Genomic DNA, 20,157 nt, shown 5'->3' with positions numbered 1-20,157 from the left:
GGGCCGTCAGAGGATGGAGCCCGGCGTGTATCCGGCGGCCTCCGGGTGCTGCTTGGTGATCTCCTCGATGCGGGAGACGAGGGCTGTGACCTGGTCGCCCGCGGCGCCCGTGAACGAGAGCTTGTCGGCCATGAGTTCGTCCAGCTGGGCACGGTCCAGCGGAATGCGCTCGTCGGCGGCCAGCTTGTCCAGCAGCTCGTTGCGCTCCGTGCCCTGCTCGCGCATGGCCAGGGCGGAAGCCACCGCGTTCTCCTTGATCGCCTCGTGGGCGACCTCACGCCCGACACCCGCGCGCACCGCACCCATCAGCACCTTGGTGGTGGCGAGGAACGGCAGGTAGCGGTCCAGCTCACGGGCGACGACGGCCGGGAAGGCGCCGAATTCGTCGAGCACCGTCAGGAAGGTCTCCACCAGACCGTCGAACGCGAAGAACGCGTCCGGCAGCGCCACCCGGCGGACCACGGAGCACGACACGTCGCCCTCGTTCCACTGGTCGCCCGCCAGCTCGCCGGTCATCGACGCGTAACCGCGCAGGATCACCATCAGGCCGTTGACGCGTTCGCAGGAGCGCGTGTTCATCTTGTGCGGCATCGCGGACGAGCCGACCTGGCCGGGCTTGAAGCCCTCGGTCACCAGTTCGTGCCCGGCCATCAGCCGGATGGTCTTCGCGATCGAGGACGGCGCGGCGGCCAGTTGCACCAGTGCGGTCACCACGTCGTAGTCGAGCGAGCGCGGATAGACCTGGCCGACCGAGGTGAAGGCCTGCGCGAAGCCCAGGTGGCCGGCGATGCGCTGCTCCAGGTCGGCCAGCTTCCCGGCGTCGCCGCCCAGCAGGTCGAGCATGTCCTGAGCGGTGCCGACGGGCCCCTTGATCCCGCGGAGCGGATAGCGGCCCAGCAGGTCCTCCAGGCGGCCGTAGGCGACCAGGAGCTCGTCAGCCGCTGTCGCAAAGCGCTTGCCGAGCGTCGTGGCCTGCGCGGCGACATTGTGGGAGCGGCCGGCGATGACCAGCTCGCGGTACTCGCCCGCGAGCCTGCCGAGCCGGGCCAGCACGGCGACGGTGCGGTCGCGCATCAGTTCCAGGGAGAGCCGGATCTGAAGCTGTTCGACATTCTCGGTGAGGTCCCGGGACGTCATGCCCTTGTGGACCTGCTCGTGGCCGGCGAGGGCGTTGAACTCCTCGATGCGGGCCTTGACGTCATGCCGGGTGACCTTCTCGCGCTCGGCGATCGAGGCCAGATCTACCTGGTCGAGGACGCGCTCGTAATCAGCGAGAGCGGCGTCGGGCACCTCGATCCCGAGGTCCTTCTGGGCGCGCAGCACCGCCAGCCACAGCTGACGTTCCAGCTTCACCTTCTGCTCGGGGGACCAAAGGACGGCCAGCTCCGTGGAGGCGTAGCGGCCGGCCAGGACATTGGGGATGCGAGGCTTCGCAGACACAGCAGTCACGTGTCGTGATTCTACTGGCGGTTTGTGCAGGTCGGTGCCGCGGCCCGGTTTGTGGGTTACTACGAGAGCCCGGCCACGAGTGCGGGCTGTCTCCGGCGGCCACGAGTATCAGTTGCCTCTGTCGGCCTTGAGTGCCGGCTGTCCCTGCGGGCCGGGACGCCCGACGGACCGGGTGGCGATGGCGGATCGGTGATGGCTGGATCGGCGATGATCGGGGTGGGGATGACAGGGGTGGGGATGGTCGCGTGGCCAAGGTGGGCTCACCGCGGCGCTGGGCGATTTCGGTGTCCGCCCGGCCGATCGGGCCGGAGCGCCGATCGGCCGGAACGGGTGCTACCGCTTGGCGGCCACGAATCCCCACTGGTCGACCGGCTCGCCGGTCACGGGCCCTTCGGGGCGCCAGAGACTGATCGAGCCGAAGCCCGGCTCCACCAGGTCGAGTCCGTCCGCGAAGGTCGCCATGATCTCCTTGGGGCGCGAGATGTACGGCTTGGCACCCCCACTGGCGTACTCGTCGGACCCCGCCTGGGTCTCCGGCGTCTCAATGGTGTCGCACAGCATGAGCCAGCTGCCCGCCGGCAGGGCGTCCAGGTAGCTGCGGAGCAGCGCCGCAGCCTCGTCCGGGTCCGCCACGTGCCCGAGTGTCGAGAGCACCATCACGGCCACCGGCCGGTCGAGGTCCAGCGTCCGGGCGGCCTCGCGCAACACTGTCTTCGCGTCCGTGAGGTCCGCGTGCACATAGTCCGTAGCCCCCTCGGACCGGCTGGACAGCAGGGCACGGGCGTGGGCCAGGACGATCGGGTCGTTGTCGACGTACACGATGCGCGCTGCCGGGTCGACACTCTGGGCGACCTCATGCGTCGCGTTCGCCGTCGGCAGGCCGGTGCCGAGGTCCAGGAACTGCCGTACCCCCGCCTCGCCGGCCAGATAGCGCACCGCTCGCGCCTGGAATGCCCGGGAGGCGCGCGCTATCTCGATGATCTGCGGGTACAGCTCCTCCACCGTCGCCCCGAGCCGGCGGTCCACCTCGTAGTTGTCCTTGCCGCCCAGCCAGTAGTTCCACACCCGCGCCGAATGCGGCGTGCCCGTGTCGATCCCGTCCGCCACTGTCCGGGTGCCCCGTTCGTCAGTCATCCGCCATCCGCTCTCTTCGCGTCGCTCAGCCTGTGCGCGGACGCTCTCCGTACCGCGCACGGCCATGCTTCCCCACCCGCCTCGTCCGCACCAGCCTGTCCGGGGAGCAACTCCCTTACGGGGAAAGGAGACAGCGCCGGGCGCTCGGTGGGCCGGAAGAGGGCGGAAAGCTATTCGCCGGCGGTCACCCGGCGCCACGCGGCGACCGGGCCCGGAGCAGCGGCATCGTCGTCGGGGGTCACCCAGAAGGCCTGGCCCTGCTCGGCGCTGAACTGCGCTCCCGTACGTCCGTCCCCCGACGAGCGGCCGGTCAGGCGCCGTCCTATCCAGGGGAACAGGTGCTCACGGGCGAAGCGCAGATCGTCGACGCGCCGGGTGGCCCAGTGCGGCGGGACGGATGCGGGCAACAGCGACTGCCAGTCGTTCTCCGGGGGCAGGCCCAGCGACTGCCACACGGCCTCGGCCACCCTGCGATGTCCCTCGGCGGTCAGATGCAACCGGTCGACATCCCACATCCGGGGGTCGCCCAGCACCGGGGCGCCGTACAGATCGACGACCTCCGCGCCATGCCGGGCGGCCAGGTCGTCGACCAGGGAGAACAACTCCTCCATCCGCGGCCGGAACCGTTCCATCACGGGTCCGTTGCGCCCGGGGCTGCGCATCAGCACCAGTTTCTTGCATGAAGGTGCGAGGCGCTCCACGGCCTCCTCCAGCCGTCCGCGGACCATACCCATGTCGCACTTGGGGCGCAGAGCGTCGTTGAGACCGCCGACCAGCGTCACGACATCCGCCCGCATGTCCGCGGCGACGTCCACCTGCTCGTCGACGATCTGGCCGATGAGCTTCCCGCGCACAGCGAGGTTGGCGTATCGGAATCCTGGAGTCCGGGTGGCGAGCCGGGTGGCGAGGACGTCGGCCCAGCCCCGGTACGAACCGTCGGGCAGTCGGTCCGACATGCCCTCGGTGAACGAGTCGCCGACCGCGACGAGACTGGTGTAGGTGGCATTCATTTCCATGGCGATGCGATCGTATCGCGGGGCCGCCCGGCCCCTCCCGGACGGCCGGAGAAGGCGGGCTCAGGCCCCGGGGCGGGAGCGGGAGTGGCGGGCCCGAGCCAGGGCCTGTACCCGTACTCAGCACCAGCACCAGCACCAGCACCAGCACGAGCACCAGCCCCAGCCCCCGGCCCGCCCCTCAGGGATCAGCGGGACTGTGCTCGTCCCACCAGTTCCCGGAGCACGTCCTCCATCGTCACCATTCCCGCCAGCCGGTCGTCCTCGTCGACGACCGCCGCAAGGTGCGTACGGCTGCGCCGCAGCGCGGTCAGCACGTCGTCGAGAGGCGTGGACGCCCGTACCCGGGCGATCGGCCGCATCGCCGTCACCGGGAACGGCACATCGCGGGGCGTGACATCGAGGGCGTCCTTCACATGGAGGTAGCCCAGGATCCGCTGTTCGCTGTCCATCACCGGGAAACGTGAGAACCCGGTCTCGGACGAGAGCCGCTCCAGCTCCTCGGGGGTCGTACCGACCCTCGTGTACATCACCCGGTCCACCGGCAGCACCACATCGCGCACGGGGCGGCGGCCCAGCTCCAGCGCGTGGCGCAGCCGTTCCGCCGCCCGGTCGTCGACCAGTCCCGCATCCCCGGCGTCCTTGACCAGACGGGCCAGCTCGTCGTCCGAGAAGGTGGCCGAGACCTCGTCCCTCGTCTCCACCCGCAGCAGTTTCAGCAGCGCGTTGGCGAAGGCGTTGATCGCGAAGATCACCGGCCGCAGCGCTCGGGCCAGTGCCACCAGCGGCGGACCCAGCAGCAGCGCGGTACGCACGGGCTCGGCGAGCGCGATGTTCTTCGGCACCATCTCGCCCAGCAGCATGTGCAGATACGTCGCCACGGACAGCGCGATCACGAACGAGATCGGATGGACCAGCCCGTGCGGCATGCCCACGGCGTCGAAGACCGGCTCCAGCAGATGGGCGATGGCCGGTTCCGCGACGATACCGAGGATCAGGGTGCAGAGGGTGATGCCCAGCTGCGCCGCGGCGAGCAGCGCGGAGACGTGTTCCAGGCCCCAGATGACACTGCGGGCGCGCCGGTTCCCGTCCTCCGCCTGCGGCTCGATCTGACTGCGCCGTACGGAGATGAGAGCGAACTCCGCACCGACGAAGAAGGCGTTCACGACCAGCGTCATCAGGCCGATGAAGAGCTGTACGGCGGTCATCGTGCGTCCTCCGACGGCTCGTCGGAGCCGGGCAGCGGCGCGTGCAGCAGCGCCCGCGCGGCGCGGCGCCCGGAGGCGTCCACCACGTCGAGCCGCCAGCCGGCGAGCTCGACCGAATCACCCACGGCGGGGATCCGGCCCACCTCCGAGGCGATCAGCCCGGCAAGGGTCTCGTACGGTCCGTCCGGCACTCTGAGTCCGATCCTCTCCAGCTGGTCGGTCCGGGCCGCACCGTCGGCCGACCACAGGGTGCGTCCGTCGGCGTCCTCGCCGGCCGGCGCGAGGTCCGGCGTCTCGTGCGGGTCGTGCTCGTCCCGCACCTCGCCCACCACCTCCTCGACGATGTCCTCCAGTGTGACGACGCCGGCCGTGCCGCCGTACTCATCGATGACGACCGCCATGGCGAGCTTGCCGGAGAGCCGGTCCAGCAACCGGTCCACGGTCAGCGTCTCCGGTACGAGCAGCGGCTCGCGCAGCATGTCGGCGACCCGCTTACGGGGTCGCTGCTCGGCGGGGATCGCCAGTACGTCCTTGATGTGGGCGACGCCGACCACGGTGTCGAGGCTGCCCCGGTACACGGGGAACCGGGACAGTCCGGTCGCCCGGGTGGCGTTGGCGACGTCCTCAGCCGTGGCCCGCACTTCCAGGGCGGTGACCTGGACCCGCGGAGTCATCACGTTCTCCGCGGTGAGCGCCGACAGATTGAGGGTGCGGACGAAGAGTTCGGCGGTGTCCGCCTCCAGGGCGCCGGCTTTCGCGGAGTGCCGGGCCAGTGCCACCAGCTCCTGAGGGCTGCGGGCCGTCGCCAGCTCCTCGGCGGGTTCGAGCCCGAAACGGCGCACGATCCGGTTGGCCGTGTTGTTGAGGTGGCTGATGAAGGGCCGGAAGAGGGCGGTGAAGACGCGCTGCGGGGTGGCCACGGTCTTCGCGACCGCCAGCGGCGAGGAGATCGCCCAGTTCTTCGGGACGAGCTCGCCGACGACCATCAGGAACACGGTGGACAGGGCCGTACCGATGACGAGCGCCACGGACGACGACACGCCGGCCGACAGCCCGACGGCCTCGATCGGCCCACGGATCAGTTTCGCGATCGAGGATTCGGAGAGCATGCCGACCACCAGATTGGTGACGGTGATGCCCAGCTGGGCCCCGGAGAGCTGGAAGGTGAGGCTGCGTACCGCCTTCATGGCGCTCGACGCGCCACGTTCACCCTGCTCCACGGCCCGTTCGAGCTGGCCGCGTTCGACCGTGGTCAGGGAGAACTCCGCCGCGACGAAGGCGCCGCAGGCAAGGGAGAGCAGTACCGCCACGAGCAGCAGAAGCACTTCGATCATCGGTTCACCTCCGTCCCATGATCGGGCAGGGACAGGGGGATCGCTCGGTATCGGCGATGTCGGCTACTGGGAGGCTCGTCCATGGATGGACGCTCACACCTTTCGTAAGGATCGGCAGGGGAGCACCCATGGTAAAGGATCAGCAAAGTCGCTCGTGGAAGCTGTGGAAGCTGTAGTCGTGCCGACGGCTTCCGCATGTGACTCAGCCCTCGGCCCTCACCCCCGCAGCGGTTTCACCCAGCGTCGCCAGTGGTCCTCGCGGCGGTAGCCGGCCGCGTCCCAGGTACGGTGCGCGCGCTCGTTGGCCTCCAGCACCATGGCGTCGACGCGTCGGCCGCCGAGTGCGGCGAACCGCTGTTCCGCCGCTTCCATCAGAGCGGTGGCGATGCCTTGCCGGCGGCAGTCCGGGGCCACGGCCAGCCGGTAGGCGGAGCACCGCCACCCGTCGAAACCGGCGATGACGGTTCCGACCAGCACTCCGTCGCGCTCCGCGACGAGCAGGGCCTCGGGGTCGCGTGCGACGAGTCGTCCCACCCCGTCGCGGTCGTCGCTGATGCTCGTACCTTCTGCCGCCGTACGCCAGAATCGCAGCACGGCGTCGATGTCCGTGGGGGCGGCGCAACGGATGTGGAGATCGCTCATCGGGTGAGCCAAGCAGAATGCCGCTCCGTACGGCGAACGAATTCCCACCCGGTCACCCGCCGTGGGCGGGCCCCCGCACCGGCCTCAGCGCAGATGCACCGGAAGCGACTCGATGCCGTAGACGATCGACAGCTTGCGGAACGCGAGATCCTCCGGCGGCACAGCGAGCCGCATACCGGGAAACCGCCGGGCCAGAGCCGGATAGGCCGAGCGCAGTTCCATCCGTGCCAGTTCGGCGCCGATACAGCGGTGGATGCCGTGGCCGAAGGCGAGATGCCCCGCGGGGGTGGTGCGGTGCGGGTCGAAGCGGCCGTCGTCCATGACGTACGACTCGTCCCGGTTGGCGCCGCTCAGGGAGCAGAGCACCATGTCCCCGCGCGGAATGACGACCCCGGCTATCTCGATGTCCTGTCGGGCGAAGCGGGGGAAGGCGATCTGTACGGCGGAGAGGTAGCGCAGCACCTCTTCGACGAACGGCACGGTCATGGTGTCGTCCGTACGCAGCCGGGTGAGGACATCCTCGTTCTGGAGCAGTACGAGGGAGCCGAGCGCGATCGTGCTGGCCGTCGTCTCGAACCCGCCGGTGAGTACGCCGTCGGCGAGGCCGGCGAGTTCCTCGTCGCCGACGCTGTCGCCGTGCTCCCGCACGATCATGCCGAGCAGGCCGTCGCCCGGCTTCGCCCGCTGCGCCCTGACGACCTCCCTGAAGTAGTCCAGTGATGCGGACATGGCGCCGAAGGGCGCGGTCGTTCCTTCGAAGAGGTCGAAGCGGTCCATGGCCAGTTGCTGGAAGTCGTCGCGGTCCTTGTACGGCACGCCGAGCAGTTCGCAGATGGTGAGGGAGGGGACGGGCAGCGCGAACTCGTGCACCAGGTCGACCGGGCCCCGCGCGGCCTCCATCGCGTCGAGGCGCTCCTCGACGATGGCGTCGATCCGGGGAGCCAGGCGGCGGAGGCGGCGCATCGTGAACTCAGGGGTGAGGATGCGCCGCAGCCGCGTGTGCACCGGCGGATCGCTGAACCCGAGTCCGCCGGGGCTCTGCGCGGCGGCGATCCCGGCATTCGTTGCCAGGTGGGCGAAGTCCGTGCTGAATCCTTCGGCGGATCCGAGTACTGCCTTCGATTCCTCGTACCCGGTGACCACCCAGGCGTCCATGCCGAACGGCAGCGAGACCTTGGACACCGGAGCGTCCGCCCGGGTGCCGGCCAGTTGCCGGACCGGATCCAGGCCGTCCCTGCGCAGCAGCATCAGCAGATCCTCGGGCAGCAGCCTGATCGTGGAGGACCCGATTCCGTGCTTCTGAATCCTGGCCAGGTAGCTGCGACCGAACCTGGCGGTGATACGAGAACGGAACGTCGTACTCAATGTGCACTCCATGAGTCGTCGCGGGATCTGGACAGTTGGCACGCATTCGACGCCGGACTTGTCCGACCGCGCTGACGTCGCCTGCCTGACCTGGAATTATGACTACTTGTTCGGACGAGGGAGCGGTCGGGTGGGGTATCCGTCGGTCATTTTTCGACCGTAGGGGCGTGAGGGCGTCGATGCCTGCGCCCGGCGGGCCTGCGGGGATGGGTCCGGCCCGGCCTGCGTGGACGAGTCCGGCGGCCTGCGGAGATGCGCCGGGCGGGCCGGGACGCGCCCCCCTGGGCCGCGCCCCGCCGAGCGTGATCCGGCTTCGGTCCGGGGGTGGGGGCGCCCGCGCCGGTTCCCCTTGCCGGTGCTAGCGATCCCGCGCTAGCGTGATGGGGTGCCCAAGACTCAGCTGAACGTTCGAGTGGACGAGGCCACCGCCGAGGCCGCGCGGCAGCGCGCGCTCCAGAGGGGGATGAGCGTGAACCGCTACATAGAGGAGCTCGTCAAACAGGATGCCGGCGAGGTCGGACACACCTTCGTCGAAGCAGCCGCCGACTTCATGAAGCAGTACGAATCGGTGTTCGCCGAGGAGTTCGGCCCGGAGCGCAAAGGTACCCGTTGAATCTCCGGATCCAGCTGTCCTGGCTGCTCATGGTCGCGGAGCACAAGACGCCCGGTGACCCTCAGGTCACCGACTGGGGCGCACTCGTCGCCGCCGTCGCCCGGCACGAGGCGGAGATCTTCGGCAGCCCCGTCTACAGCGACCCGCACTCCCGGGCCGCCTCACTGCTGCAGTTGCTGTTGCACGTGCCCGCGCTGGAACGGTCCAACGCGATGTTCGCCTCAGCCGTGGCCTACGGCTATCTCGTCGCGTCGGGGCTGAAGGTCATCACCTCGCCCGAGCAGGTGCGCGACCTGGCGCTGCTGGTCAAGGAGGGCAAGGCGGACGTCCGCGCCATCGCCGACGAACTCCGCCAGTGGAGCCTGTGAGCCGCCGACCGCACCTCCCGTGACCGTTCCCCCGCGACGACAGCGGGCCCGGTCGCGGGGGCCTGGGCCCGTGACCCGGTACGGACACGGCGCCGGCCGACCGTGCGCGGTCAGCGGGCCACGGCCGGCCCCGGCTCCTCCGGCCGCGTGCCGGGCCGCCGCGCCACGCCCAGCACGCAGGCGGACGTGGGGAGCCGGACACCGGCCTCGGGAACGCGGATGCCCCGATGCGTCCCCACCACGAATCCGGCCGCCTCGATCGCGGCCAGCGCGTCACGTGACGTGTGACAGCCACCGGTGAGCACCGGCCACAAGGTCGCGTCCAGCACTCGCTGCGTGGCGGCCATGGCCCTGTCGTCGGCCCGCACGTGTTCGAAGAAGCGCAGCTCACCGCCCGGTCGCAGGACCCGCCGGACCTCCGCGAGCGAGCGCCGCACATCCCGTACGGTGCACAGAACCAGGGAGAGGACGGCGGCGTCGAACGTCTCGTCCCCCACCGGCAGGGCCTCCGCCGTACCCGGCATGACATCCACCGGAATTCCGGCGCCGAGCGCGGACCGTACCGCCAGCTGCCGCAGCGTGCGCTCCGGTTCGATCGCCACCACCTCGGAGACCGTCGGCGGATAGTGGGTGAAGTTGAGACCGTTGCCCGCACCGATCTCGATGACCCGCCCCGTGAGCCCGGACAGCAGCTCAGCCCGCACCCCGGCGAGGCCCGCGGTGGTCTCCGCGGCCACACTCATCCGGGCGTAGTAGCGGGCGAAGACGGGGTGGTGCACCGCGTCCTCGGGACTCCTCGTGCTCCGCAACCGCATGACGGACCTCCTCCATGACAGACCTCTCGGCATGACGCGGTATGACGCGCTCTCGGCCCGGCCTCTCAGCCCAACGTGTCATACCGGCTCTCAGCTCAGCGTGTCAGCCCGGCGGACGGACCCCGCCCAACTGTGCGGCCAGCCAGCTCCCGGCGCGCGCACGGAACTCCGCGGGCCGCAGGGATCCCGCACCCGCCGGGACCACGCCCAGCAGCGGCGCTCCCGCGGCCACCGGGAGGTCCGTCAGATTGCAGCGCTCCGCCAGATCCGGTTCGGCGGGCATGCTGCCGACCACCACCCCGAGGCAGTCGAGTCCGCGGGCGCGCAGGGCCTCCGCGGTCAGGGCCGTGGAGTTGAGCGTGCCGAGCCCGGCGGGCGCCACCACCAGGACCGGTGCCGAAAGCAGCCGGGCCGCGTCCGCCAGGGTGCCCCCGTCGTCGTCGAACCGTACGAGCAGCCCGCCCGCGCCCTCGACCAGGACGAGATCGTGCTCGGCCGCCAGCTTCTCGGCCGCCTCGGCCACTTCGTACGGGCGCACCGGCGCGAGACCGGCCCGTCTGGCGGCCGTGGCGGGCGCCAACGGCTCGGGGAAACGGGCCAGTTCGACGGCCGTCACATGGCTGCCGGCCAGCCGCACGACCTCGGCGGCGTCGCCCGGCTCGCCGGGCGCCAGACCAGTCTGGGCCGGTTTGAGCACGGCCACGCGGCGGCCCGCCGAGGCCGCCGCCACGGCCGCGGTCACGATCGTCTTGCCGATCTCCGTGCCCGTACCCGTCACTACCAGAACGCCCATCTCAGCCCTCCCGCGCCGCCGCGCACACCGCGCGGCAGATCCGCGCCACGTCGTCGTCGCCGGTCACGTAGGGCGGCATGGTGTAGACGAGATCGCGGAACGGCCGCAGCCACACGCCCTCGCGCACCGCCGCCCGCGTCGCGGCCGCCATGTCCACCTCGTGATCGAGCTGTACGACGCCGATGGCGCCGAGCACCCGTACGTCCCGGACCCCGGGCAGTCCGGCCGCGGCGGACAGTCCGTCGCGCAGACCGGCCTCGATCCGCTTGATCTCCTGTTCCCAGTCCTGGCCGAGGAGCAGGTCGATGGAGGCGCAGGCGACCGCCGAGGCGAGCGGATTGCCCATGAACGTGGGGCCGTGGGCGAGCACCGGGACCTCGCCGCGCGAGATGCCCTCGGCCACCTCGGTCGTGCACAGCGTCGCGGCCATTGTCAGGTAGCCGCCGGTGAGGGCCTTGCCCACGCACATCACATCGGGTGAGACCCCGGCGTGTTCCGCGGCGAAGAGCTTCCCCGTACGGCCGAATCCGGTGGCGATCTCGTCGAACACCAGCAGCACGCCGTACGCGTCGCACGCCTCGCGCAGCACGCGCAGGTAGCCCGGTGAGTGGAACCGCATCCCGCCGGCCCCCTGCACCACAGGCTCCACGATCACCGCGGCCAGCTCGTCGGCGTGGTGCGCGATCAGTTCCCGCAGATGCGTCGCGTACGCGGCATCCGGCTCCGCGTCGAAACCGGCCGGGGGCTCGTCCGCGAAGACCTGTCGCGGCAGCGCCCCCGACCACAGCTCGTGCATCCCGCCCTCGGGGTCGCACACCGACATGGGCTGCCAGGTGTCCCCGTGGTACCCGCCGCGCCAGGTCAGCAGCCGCTGCTTGGCGGGCCGGCCGGCCGAACGCCAGTACTGCAGGCACATCTTCACGGCGACCTCGACCGAGACCGAGCCGGAGTCGGCGAGGAAGACGTGCTGCAACGGTTCCGGGGTGATCTCGACCAGCCGGGCCGCCAGCCGTACGGCGGGCTCATGGGTGAGCCCGCCGAACATCACATGGCTCATCCGGTCCAGCTGGCCGCGGGCCGCCTCGTTGAGCACGGGATGGTTGTAGCCGTGCACGGCCGACCACCAGGACGACATGCCGTCGACCAGCTCGTGCTGCCCATGGGCCGGTTCGGCGAGCCGGAGCCGTACCCCGGACGCGGACTCCACGACCAGCGGCTCCTGCCGGCCCGGCATCGGGCCGTACGGGTGCCAGACGTGGGCCCGGTCCAGGGCGCGCAGATCAGCGGGGGAGAGCGGCTCAGGCATTGGGTGCGAGATCCGTCCCCGCGCCGCGACGGCGGACCGCCACCAGATCCGTGCGTGCCGCCGAGGCCTCCACCGGTTCCGCGGGAGCGGCCTCCGCCTGCGGACCGTCGCCGCAGGGCGCACAGCCGCCGGAGTGCGAACCGCACCCGTCCGCGTGCGACCCGCAGCCGGCTCCCGCATCCGCGCGGTGCCGGGGGAGCGTGGTCGTACCCGCTCCCTCGACCTCGAAACCGGCGTCCGCGATCATGTCGAGGTCGGTCTGCCCGGCCTGGCCCTCGCTCGTCAGATAGTCGCCCAGGAAGATCGAGTTGACCAGGTGCAGGGCGAGCGGCTGCATCGAGCGCAGATGCACCTCACGTCCGCCCGCGAGCCGCACCTCCACATCCGGGCAGACGAACCGCACCATCGCCAGGATCCGCAGGCAGCGCTGCGGAGTCAGGTTCCACTCCTTGGCGAGCGGGGTCCCCTCGAACGGGATCAGGAAGTTGACCGGCACCGAGTCGGGGTCCAGCTCGCGCAGCGCGAACACGACGTCGACCAGATCGGAGTCGCTCTCACCCATTCCGGCGATCAGCCCCGAGCACGCGGAGAGACCTGCCGCCTGTGCCTGGTGGACCGTCTCCACCCGGTCCGCGTAGGTGTGGGTGGTGGTGATCTCCCCGTACGTCGCCTCCGACGTGTTGAGGTTGTGGTTGTACGCGTCGGCCCCGGCCGACCGCAGCCGGCCGGCCTGCCCGTCGGAGAGCAGACCGAGGCAGGCGCAGACCTCGACGCCCTCGTTCTGTTCCTTGATCGCCTCGATGGTCTGCGACACCCGGTCGACGTCCCGGTCGGTCGGACCCCGGCCGCTGGCCACCAGACAGACGCGCTTGGCGCCGCCCGCCACCCCGGCGGCGGCCGCCTTCGACGCCTCGTCGGGCTTCAGCCAGGTGTACTTGAGGATCTCGGCCTTGGAACCGAGCCGCTGCGAACAGTACGAGCAGTCCTCGGGGCAGAGCCCAGACTTCAGATTGACCAGATAGTTCAGCTTCACGCGCCGCCCGAACCACTGGCGGCGCACCTTTCCGGCCGCGGCCACCACGTCGAGCAGATCGTCGTCCGGGGTGGCCAGTACGGCGAGCGCTTCTTCACGGGTCGGCAGCTCGCGCCGCAGTCCCTTGTCCGCCAGCGTGTTCAGGAGGTCCATGGCGACGATCCTGACGCACGGCACGCCTTCGAGCCAAGGAAGAACCGGACAACAGAGAGGCGTGAGGGTGTGTGCATGGCCACACCCTGCCCGGCTTCGCCCCCGGTTAAGGTCTGTGAGTTGCCTACAAAAGGGACCGCCCATGCCGTTCGCCCCGTTCGACTGGATCGACGACGAGGCGCGCCGCCGTGCGGACACCGGGCTCGTCCGGACGCTCCGGCCCAGGCCCGCCGAGACGGAACTGCTGGATCTCGCGAGCAACGACTACCTCGGCCTGACCAGGCACCCGGAGGTGACCGAGGCAGCGGCCGACGCGGCGCACCGCTGGGGTGCGGGGGCCACCGGATCCCGCCTGGTCACCGGTTCCACCGCGCTGCACGCCGAGCTCGAACGGGAACTGGCCGATTTCTGCGGTTTCGAGGCGGCCCTCGTGCTGTCCTCCGGCTACGCGGCCAACCTCGCCGCTCTCACCGCGCTCACCGGACGGGGTTCCCTGATCGTGTCGGACGCCGGTAATCACGCCTCGATCGTCGACGGCTGCCGGCTCTCCCGGGCCGAGACCGCCGTCGTGCCGCACGCCGACCCCGACGCCGTGCGCAAGTCCCTGCACGCACACGACGGCAGGGCGCTGGCGGTCACCGACTCGGTCTTCTCCGTCGACGGCGACGCCGCGCCGCTGGCCGCCCTGGCGGAGGTCTGCCGTGACGAGGACGCCGCGCTGCTCGTCGACGACGCGCACGGTCTGGGGGTGCTCGGGGAGGGCGGTCGCGGCGCGCTCGCGGCCGCCGGCCTCGCGGGCGGCGACGGTGTCGTCGCCACGCTCACCCTCTCCAAGTCCCTGGGCAGCCAGGGCGGCGCGGTCCTCGGCCCCGCCCGTGTCATCGACCACCTGATCAACACCGCGCGCACGTTCATCTTCGACACCGGACTCGCCCCCGCCGCCGCCGGCGCCGCCCTGGGCAGCCTGCGGCTGCTGCGCCGCGAACCGGAGCGGGCGGGCCGGGCCCGCGCGGTGGCCACCGCGCTGTACGGACAGCTGACCGCGGCCGGTCTGACCGCCGTACGGCCCGACGCGGCCGTGGTCTCGGTACGCGCGCCGTCGGCCGACGCCGCGGTCCGCTGGGCGGCCGACTGCCGTACGGCCGGTATGGCGGTCGGGTGCTTCCGGCCGCCCTCGGTACCGGACGGCATCTCCCGGCTGCGGCTGACGGCACGCGCAGACCTGACGGACGAGCAGATCGCGACCGCGGTCGCGACCGTACGGCGGACCGCTCCGGACGCCTGAGACGGCACGGCCGTCCTCCGGCGCCGTGACCGGTCCGCCGCCGCGTCAGCGGACCGAGCCGAGGCTCAGACCGGAGACGAAGGAGGTCCAGGCCGCTGACGAGAACTGGAGCGGTGGCCTGGACACGTCCTTGGAGTCGCGCACGGCCAGCCGCCTGCCGCCGAACGGCGCGGCCTCCACGCAGTTGTTCATTCCCGTGCTGCGGCTGCTGCGCCGCCAACGTAACGCGTTCTGTGCGAGGCAATCCGACATGACGCCCCCCTCGGGCAGTCCGTAGTTACTGACCGGCGCGGTCGATCGCGGCGATCAGGTCCAACGAGTGCTCCGGCGACAGCGCGTGCGCCTGCAGAGTGCGGAAGGCCGAGCTGTACGCCTCAAGGTCTTCTTTCCGCTCCAAGTAGAGGCTACTCGTCAAATGGTCAAGAACGACCACATCCAGATCAGAAGTGCTCGGAAATGAGAAGATAACGAAAGGCCCGGTGAGGCCGACATAGCCGCCCACCGTGAAGGGCAGCAACTGGAGTTGCACATGAGGAAGTTGAGCCAGCCGGACGAGATGGCGCAATTGCTCCCTCATCACCCGCCTGCCGCCGACCGCGCGCCTCAGCACCGCCTCGTCGAGCACCGCGCTCAGCCTCAGCGGCGGATCGCACCGGAGCACCCCCTGCCGGGCGAGCCGCACCTCCACCAGCGAGTCCAGCTGGCCGGCCGGCAGCCCGTCCAGAGAGGCCCGGGTCACCGCCCGTGCGTAGTCGGCGGTCTGCAACAGGCCAGGCACCACCGAGGTCTCCAGCGTGCGAGCGGTGCGCGCCTGTGACTCCAAACTGATGAAGTCGCGGTACTGGGGCGGGATGAGGCCGCGGTAGGCATGCCACCAGCCCGCGCCGCCCCCGCCCGCCGAACCGGCGAGCGCCTCCAGAACCTCCCGCAACTGCGGGTCGTCCACGGCGTACGCGTCCAGCAGCCGGGTGACGTCCGCCGGCCGCACCCCACTGACACCCGTCTCGATCCGGCTCACCTTCGACTGGTGCCAGCCGAGCAGTTGCGCGGCCTCCCGGCTGGTGAGTCCGGACGTATGGCGCAGACTCCGCAGCTCCTCCCCGAGCTTGCGGCGTCGCACCGCAGGGCCGTGCTGCATGTGGTGCCTCCCTCCCACTCGCTGCCGAGCGGACAGTGTGCCGCTCCCGCACGGTATCCAGCGAAGAGTTCACCGCTTTGAGCGACAGATATATGCATATCTTGGTGGATCGTCGTCACAGAGGGCAGCATCAATGGCAATCTGGCGCGAAGCACAGCACGGACCGATCGCGGGTCGGTTCCGGGTGGGAAAGGGGCGGCCGGCCATGGCGGACCATCAAGAGGCAAGCGTCACTCTGCCGAGCGAGCCGGTCTCGGTCTCCGCGGCCCGGAGGTATGTGGCCCGGGTACTGGCCGAATGGGGACTGCCCGACGGGAACGAGGCCGCGGACACCATCCGGCTGATCGTCTCGGAGCTCGCGACCAACGCGGTGCAGCACACGTTCGGCCAGTCGCCCACCTTCACCGTGGATCTACGGCTGGAGCGCGAGGAGCAGCTGTACCTCGGGGTGACGGACAGTCACCCCCGCTGGCCCCAGCGGCTGCCCGCCGCCGTCCAGCAGGACAATGGGCGCGGCATGGTGATCATCCGCTCCCTGGCCAAGGAGTACGGTGGCCGGCTGACCGTCACACCCACCGCCGAGGGCGGCAAGACCGTCTGGATCGCCCTCCCCTGGAACGTCCCCGTCCAGGGCTGACCGGACCCGTGCCCCGCGGTCCGGGTCACTGCGGCGCGGCGGCCCGGCCGAATCCGCTGCGCAACAGGGCCCGCAGGGTCGCCGCCGCGGCGCTCGACCGGTCACCGCGGTGCACCACCGAGATCGTCCGGCGGAACGCGGCGGGCTCCAGCCTCCGCACGGACAGCGGCGTCGGTGACATCGCCGCGACCATCTCGGGAACCACCGCGATCCCGATGCCCGCGCTGACCAGGGCGCACACCAGCGCGTAGCCCGGCGACTCGCAGACCACCGCGGGCAGAGCGCCCGCCTCGGCCAGCGCGTTCTCCACCCCGCGGCGCGGCGGATGCGTGGGCGCGCTGCTGATCAGCGGCCGGCCCGCCAGATCCGTCACCGGAAGCCGCCCGCTGCCGTCGGCCAGGACCTGCCCGACGGCGGTGATCAGCACCAGTTCCTCGACCAGCAGGGGCTCGGCACTGACGCCCGAGGGCAGCGGCGTCGCGGCGGCCGGTTCGTACGCGTGCGTCAGCGCGAGATCGACCTCGCCCGCCGCCACCGCCGCGACCCCGCCCGGCGGCTCGTACTCCGTGACGACCAGCTCCACATCCGGGTGCGCCCGGCGGAAGGCACTCAGCACGGGAGGCAGCAGATGGATGCCGGCCGTGGTGAAGGTGCCGACGCGCAGGCGCCCGCCGGAGAGCCCGGCCAGTCGGGCCAGCTCGTGGCGGGCCTGGTCCATCTCGTCCAGGACCCGCCGGGCCCGGCCGGCGAGCAGCTCGCCCGCGGCGGTGAGACGGGCGCCCCGGTGGTGCCGGACCAGCAGCGCGGCACCGGCCTCCCGCTCCAGCTTGGCGAGCTGCTGGGAGAGCGCGGGGGCGGTGTAGCCCAGGCGGGCGGCGGCCCTGGTGATCGAACCGGCCTCGGCGACCGCCACCAGCGCCGCGAGCCGCGTCGGGTCGTACATTAAGCATTCCTTTTGGCAGACCCACAAGATTGCAAGTACATGCTAAAGGCCGTTCGGGTCCAATGTGGAGCCCATGGACGCCCAACTGACCGCCTTCCTCGGAGTCGCCGCCGCCATGGTCGCGCTGCCCGGAGCGGATTTCACCGTCGTCGTACGCAACGCTCTCGCCTCGCGGTCGGCGGGGGTGGCGACCGCGCTCGGCGTCGCCGGGGGCCTGCTCGTCCACACCGCGCTCGCCGTCGCCGGACTGGCCGCCGTGCTGGTGGCGGTGCCGGTGCTGTTCCGTACGGTTCAGCTCCTAGGCGGGGCGTACGTGCTCTACCTGGGCGTCAGCGCGCTGCGCGCCGCCCGGCGCCGCGACGGGCGGGCGCACGCCGCCGAAGCCGCGGTGGACCGGCCGGACGGCGGGCAGGCCGCCATCGGGACCCGACGCGCACTGCGCCAGGGCTTTCTGACCAACGCCCTTAACCCCAAGGCGCCGGTGCTCTTCCTCAGCCTGCTTCCGCAGTTCGTCCCCGCCGGGGCCCACCCGCTGCCCAGGACACTGCTGCTCGCCGCGATCGTCGTGCTGCTCGCGCTGATCTGGTTTCCGGCCGTGGCGCTCCTGGTGGACCGCCTGGGCCGGTGGCTGCGCCGGCCGCGCACCGCCCGCGCGATCGAGGGCGGCAGCGGCGTGGCGCTCACCGCACTCGGGGCGGTGCTGGTGACCGGCACCCTGCTGCACTGATCTCAGGTGTGGATCCGGTGGCGGGGCGGCGGCGTCAGCTGACCCGCCCGTAGTAGACGCTCTTCGTCCAGATCTTCTCCAGCCGCACCACGGCGCCGGTCTTCGGCGAGTGCCAGATCTTGCCGCTGCCCGCGTAGATGCCCACGTGGAAGACGCTGCGGCCGGAGTGGAAGAAGACCAGATCGCCGCGTTGCCGCTTCGAGGCCGAGATGTGGCGGGTCTTGTTGTACTGCTGCTGGGCCGTGCGCGGGAGCTTCTTGCCCGCCTTCTTGAACGAGTACAGCGTCAGCCCCGAACAGTCGAAACGGCTGGGGCCGCTTGCGCCCCACCGGTACGGCGATCCCTTCTTCGACGCGGCGATGTTGAGCGCCTTCATCGAATGAGTCGCGGCCTGGGCGTCGGTCACGGCGCCGGGGACGAACAGCGTGCCGCCGACGGCGGCGAGAGTCATGGCCGAGGCCGTGGCGGCCCGGCCGAGCAGAGACGGGACATGAACCTGCGCACTCATGCGCAACCCTTCGTCAGCCGCCTGTGAAGGATGACCTGTCGGGTTCGGGCTGGCGAAGTTGCCCGGCCGCACAAGGCGGCTTCACCCCGAGGGACAACCGGAGGTCCGGTCGGCCCGTTGTGCTCGGGTCCTCCACTCCTGCCGATCCACTCCTGTCGACCAGGCATCCGGACAGCGGCAGGACTCGGCGTCCGCCCGGACCGCCCCGCCGCGGTGGCGGGGGCTTGTCGTCCCAGGGATCTTGACTCACCGAACGCCGGATTTCCGAGGTGAAACGGTGATATGTGAGGCTCGTCACGGCTGGCCCGTTCGGGTGGACAGAGGGCCATTCGTGGAGTCGGTGGACCTCCCCCGCCGGTGCCGTACCAGCGGCGGAAGGGGAGATTTCACCCATAGTCCATCTCGGAAGCGCAAGTTGAGCTGTCCCTCGTGCGAGGTATCACCTACGCCGAACGAGCGAGATAATTCGGTCCACCCGTCGGGCGTGTCGGCGCAAGGGAGTTGATCAACTCGTCTGGGCCGGCGGCACGGTGACCCGCCCGGCGCGGCGCTCGCCGTCCAGTACCCGTAGCGCCCGCGTCAACGTGGTGGAGTGGATCCGGGCTTCACCCCGCTCGTGCATCAACGTGAGCGCGTCCCGCAGCGCCGCCGCGTGCGAGGCGAGTGCCTGCGCGGCGCGCAGGGCCCGGTAGGTGTCGTCGGCGCGGGCCGGATTGGTCCGGCCCACCTGGTCGACGACTTGCAGATAGCGGTCGATGAACTCGCCCTCCGCGCGGGTCAGGGCGGGCAGCGGCGGGAACTCCGGTGGCTGCATCGGGGGTTCACCGCGCGGCGGGCGGCGGCAGCGCGGGCCCCCGGCTCCGCACGATGTGGTCGATCAGCCCATAGGTCTTGGCGCCCTCGGCGTCGAGGATGAGATCGCGCTCGGTGTCGGCGGTGACCTGTTCGGCGGAGCGGCCGGTGTGGCGGACCAGCATGCTCGTCAGCGTCTCGCGCATCCTGGCCAGTTCCCGGGCCTCGATCTCCAGATCGGACGGCTGCCCCTGCACCGGTTCGGCGAGTTCCGGCTGCTGCAGCACGACCCGTGCGCCGGGCAGCGCGTGCCGCCGGCCCGGGGCTCCCGCGGCCAGCAGTACGGCCGCTGCGGCGCCCGCCTGGCCGAGGCAGAAGGTCTCCACCTCGCAGGTGAGGAACTCCATCGTGTCGTAGACGGCGGTCATGGCCCCGAACGAGCCGCCGGGGGAGTTGATGTAGAGCTGGATGGGCCGGTCGGGTTCGTTGTGTTCCAGGTACATGAACTGGGCGACCAGGTCGTTGGCCGCGACGTCGTCGACCGGTGTGCCCAGGAAGACGACCCGTTCGGCCAGGAGCTTGGAGTACGGGTCGAGCGTGCGGGTCCCCTGGGACGTGCGCTCGGTGAACTCGGGCAGTACGTAGCGGGCGGCGGGGCGGTGCATGGCGAAGACCTCTCCTCCGGGGCGCGCAGGGGTCCGTGAGGGCGCCCTGCGCACGCTTCTGCGAGAAATGTACAGGACGTACAGAAGTTTGTGATGGGAGAGCGACGTAATCTGGTGATCCACTAAAAGGACCAGGTCAGAGCAATGCCGGTGATTTAGTACGTTCTTGCAGGTCAGGCAGGGTGTTTGGTGACTCTCAGTGTGTAGTGGACGTTACTGAGAGTGCGGGGCTGGTC

Annotated in this window: 22 protein-coding genes and 1 riboswitch; of the genes, 5 read left to right on the top strand and 17 right to left on the bottom strand. The window is 70.8% G+C overall.

Annotated elements, in window-relative coordinates; genetic code table 11:
* Window positions 1–6: 6 nt before the first annotated feature.
* The 7 genes from purB to ACZ6S6_RS28110 all read right to left on the bottom strand — a co-directional run bounded on the left by purB (window position 7) and on the right by ACZ6S6_RS28110 (window position 8,145).
* Window positions 7–1,449, bottom strand: coding sequence for an adenylosuccinate lyase (gene purB, locus ACZ6S6_RS28140; protein ID WP_469707330.1), 1,443 nt, complete (start codon window positions 1,447–1,449; stop codon window positions 7–9).
* Window positions 1,450–1,782: 333 nt separating this feature from the next.
* Window positions 1,783–2,583 (bottom strand): SAM-dependent methyltransferase, encoded by an 801-nt coding sequence (locus tag ACZ6S6_RS28135; protein ID WP_362956556.1) that lies wholly within the window; start codon window positions 2,581–2,583, stop codon window positions 1,783–1,785.
* A 170-nt stretch (window positions 2,584–2,753) separates the two neighbouring features.
* On the bottom strand, window positions 2,754–3,599 hold the full coding sequence (locus tag ACZ6S6_RS28130) for an SGNH/GDSL hydrolase family protein (RefSeq protein WP_469707328.1): 846 nt from the start codon (window positions 3,597–3,599) through the stop codon (window positions 2,754–2,756).
* A 185-nt stretch (window positions 3,600–3,784) separates the two neighbouring features.
* Window positions 3,785–4,804, bottom strand: coding sequence for a hemolysin family protein (locus ACZ6S6_RS28125; protein WP_362956560.1), 1,020 nt, complete (start codon window positions 4,802–4,804; stop codon window positions 3,785–3,787).
* Window positions 4,801–6,138 (bottom strand): hemolysin family protein, encoded by a 1,338-nt coding sequence (locus ACZ6S6_RS28120; protein ID WP_362956562.1) that lies wholly within the window; start codon window positions 6,136–6,138, stop codon window positions 4,801–4,803. The genes ACZ6S6_RS28125 and ACZ6S6_RS28120 overlap by 4 nt, the downstream gene beginning before the upstream one ends.
* Window positions 6,139–6,354: 216 nt before the next feature.
* Window positions 6,355–6,780, bottom strand: a complete 426-nt coding sequence (locus tag ACZ6S6_RS28115) for a GNAT family N-acetyltransferase (protein WP_362956564.1) — start codon at window positions 6,778–6,780, stop codon at window positions 6,355–6,357.
* A gap of 84 nt (window positions 6,781–6,864) precedes the next feature.
* Window positions 6,865–8,145, bottom strand: a complete 1,281-nt coding sequence (locus ACZ6S6_RS28110; protein ID WP_362956567.1) for a cytochrome P450 — start codon at window positions 8,143–8,145, stop codon at window positions 6,865–6,867.
* Between the two features lie 385 nt (window positions 8,146–8,530).
* Here ACZ6S6_RS28110 and ACZ6S6_RS28105 point away from each other — a divergent pair, with 385 nt between their 5' ends.
* Together ACZ6S6_RS28105 and ACZ6S6_RS28100 are read left to right on the top strand one after the other, a co-directional pair.
* Entirely contained in the window at window positions 8,531–8,758 is a 228-nt protein-coding gene (locus ACZ6S6_RS28105; protein ID WP_030921856.1) for a hypothetical protein, read from the top strand.
* Window positions 8,755–9,126: a fic family toxin-antitoxin system, toxin component gene (locus ACZ6S6_RS28100; protein WP_311313678.1), complete on the top strand. Its 372-nt coding sequence runs from the start codon at window positions 8,755–8,757 to the stop codon at window positions 9,124–9,126. Before ACZ6S6_RS28105 ends, ACZ6S6_RS28100 begins: the two co-directional genes overlap by 4 nt.
* A gap of 110 nt (window positions 9,127–9,236) precedes the next feature.
* Here ACZ6S6_RS28100 and ACZ6S6_RS28095 read toward each other — a convergent pair whose 3' ends face one another.
* The 4 genes from ACZ6S6_RS28095 to bioB all read right to left on the bottom strand — a co-directional run bounded on the left by ACZ6S6_RS28095 (window position 9,237) and on the right by bioB (window position 13,226).
* Window positions 9,237–9,941: a class I SAM-dependent methyltransferase gene (locus ACZ6S6_RS28095; protein WP_469707323.1), complete on the bottom strand. Its 705-nt coding sequence runs from the start codon at window positions 9,939–9,941 to the stop codon at window positions 9,237–9,239.
* Window positions 9,942–10,044: 103 nt separating this feature from the next.
* Window positions 10,045–10,734 carry a dethiobiotin synthase gene (bioD, locus tag ACZ6S6_RS28090; RefSeq protein ID WP_362956573.1) on the bottom strand — a complete coding sequence of 230 codons (690 nt, stop codon included), beginning with the start codon at window positions 10,732–10,734 and terminating at the stop codon, window positions 10,045–10,047.
* Between the two features lies 1 nt (window position 10,735).
* A complete protein-coding gene (locus ACZ6S6_RS28085; RefSeq protein WP_362956576.1) occupies window positions 10,736–12,040 on the bottom strand; it encodes an adenosylmethionine--8-amino-7-oxononanoate transaminase in 1,305 nt (434 codons plus the stop codon).
* Window positions 12,033–13,226: a biotin synthase BioB gene (gene bioB / locus ACZ6S6_RS28080; RefSeq protein WP_469707321.1), complete on the bottom strand. Its 1,194-nt coding sequence runs from the start codon at window positions 13,224–13,226 to the stop codon at window positions 12,033–12,035. Before bioB ends, ACZ6S6_RS28085 begins: the two co-directional genes overlap by 8 nt.
* 142 nt (window positions 13,227–13,368) lie before the next feature.
* On the opposite strand from bioB, the gene ACZ6S6_RS28075 reads away from it, so the two are divergent.
* Window positions 13,369–14,511, top strand: coding sequence for an 8-amino-7-oxononanoate synthase (locus tag ACZ6S6_RS28075; RefSeq protein WP_469707319.1), 1,143 nt, complete (start codon window positions 13,369–13,371; stop codon window positions 14,509–14,511).
* 45 nt (window positions 14,512–14,556) lie between these two features.
* Here the strand turns inward: ACZ6S6_RS28075 and ACZ6S6_RS28070 are convergent, their stop codons facing one another.
* Both ACZ6S6_RS28070 and ACZ6S6_RS28065 read right to left on the bottom strand, forming a co-directional pair.
* A complete protein-coding gene (locus tag ACZ6S6_RS28070; RefSeq protein ID WP_362956584.1) occupies window positions 14,557–14,763 on the bottom strand; it encodes a DUF397 domain-containing protein in 207 nt (68 codons plus the stop codon).
* Window positions 14,764–14,788: 25 nt separating this feature from the next.
* The gene (locus tag ACZ6S6_RS28065) at window positions 14,789–15,649 is read right to left on the bottom strand and encodes a helix-turn-helix domain-containing protein (protein ID WP_362956587.1); all 861 of its coding nucleotides are present in this window, start codon (window positions 15,647–15,649) and stop codon (window positions 14,789–14,791) included.
* Between the two features lie 205 nt (window positions 15,650–15,854).
* On the opposite strand from ACZ6S6_RS28065, the gene ACZ6S6_RS28060 reads away from it, so the two are divergent.
* Window positions 15,855–16,286, top strand: coding sequence for an ATP-binding protein (locus ACZ6S6_RS28060; protein ID WP_469707316.1), 432 nt, complete (start codon window positions 15,855–15,857; stop codon window positions 16,284–16,286).
* 25 nt (window positions 16,287–16,311) lie between these two features.
* Here ACZ6S6_RS28060 and ACZ6S6_RS28055 read toward each other — a convergent pair whose 3' ends face one another.
* Window positions 16,312–17,229 (bottom strand): LysR family transcriptional regulator, encoded by a 918-nt coding sequence (locus ACZ6S6_RS28055; RefSeq protein WP_362956592.1) that lies wholly within the window; start codon window positions 17,227–17,229, stop codon window positions 16,312–16,314.
* A gap of 73 nt (window positions 17,230–17,302) precedes the next feature.
* Between ACZ6S6_RS28055 and ACZ6S6_RS28050 the strand changes: the two genes are divergently transcribed.
* The gene (locus ACZ6S6_RS28050; protein ID WP_362956595.1) at window positions 17,303–17,956 is read left to right on the top strand and encodes a LysE family translocator; all 654 of its coding nucleotides are present in this window, start codon (window positions 17,303–17,305) and stop codon (window positions 17,954–17,956) included.
* 34 nt (window positions 17,957–17,990) lie between these two features.
* Here ACZ6S6_RS28050 and ACZ6S6_RS28045 read toward each other — a convergent pair whose 3' ends face one another.
* The 3 genes from ACZ6S6_RS28045 to ACZ6S6_RS28035 all read right to left on the bottom strand — a co-directional run bounded on the left by ACZ6S6_RS28045 (window position 17,991) and on the right by ACZ6S6_RS28035 (window position 19,921).
* Window positions 17,991–18,464 carry a C40 family peptidase gene (locus tag ACZ6S6_RS28045; protein ID WP_362956598.1) on the bottom strand — a complete coding sequence of 158 codons (474 nt, stop codon included), beginning with the start codon at window positions 18,462–18,464 and terminating at the stop codon, window positions 17,991–17,993.
* Window positions 18,465–18,467: 3 nt separating this feature from the next.
* A riboswitch (cyclic di-AMP (ydaO/yuaA leader) is annotated at window positions 18,468–18,640 on the bottom strand.
* 329 nt (window positions 18,641–18,969) lie between these two features.
* Window positions 18,970–19,278 (bottom strand): hypothetical protein, encoded by a 309-nt coding sequence (locus tag ACZ6S6_RS28040; RefSeq protein WP_469707313.1) that lies wholly within the window; start codon window positions 19,276–19,278, stop codon window positions 18,970–18,972.
* A 7-nt stretch (window positions 19,279–19,285) separates the two neighbouring features.
* Entirely contained in the window at window positions 19,286–19,921 is a 636-nt protein-coding gene (locus ACZ6S6_RS28035; protein WP_469707311.1) for an ATP-dependent Clp protease proteolytic subunit, read from the bottom strand.
* Window positions 19,922–20,157: the final 236 nt, after the last annotated feature.

The sequence above is a fragment of the Streptomyces sp. NPDC048671 genome, from assembly GCF_055587045.1.
This window is presented reverse-complemented; position numbering and strand designations above follow the sequence as displayed.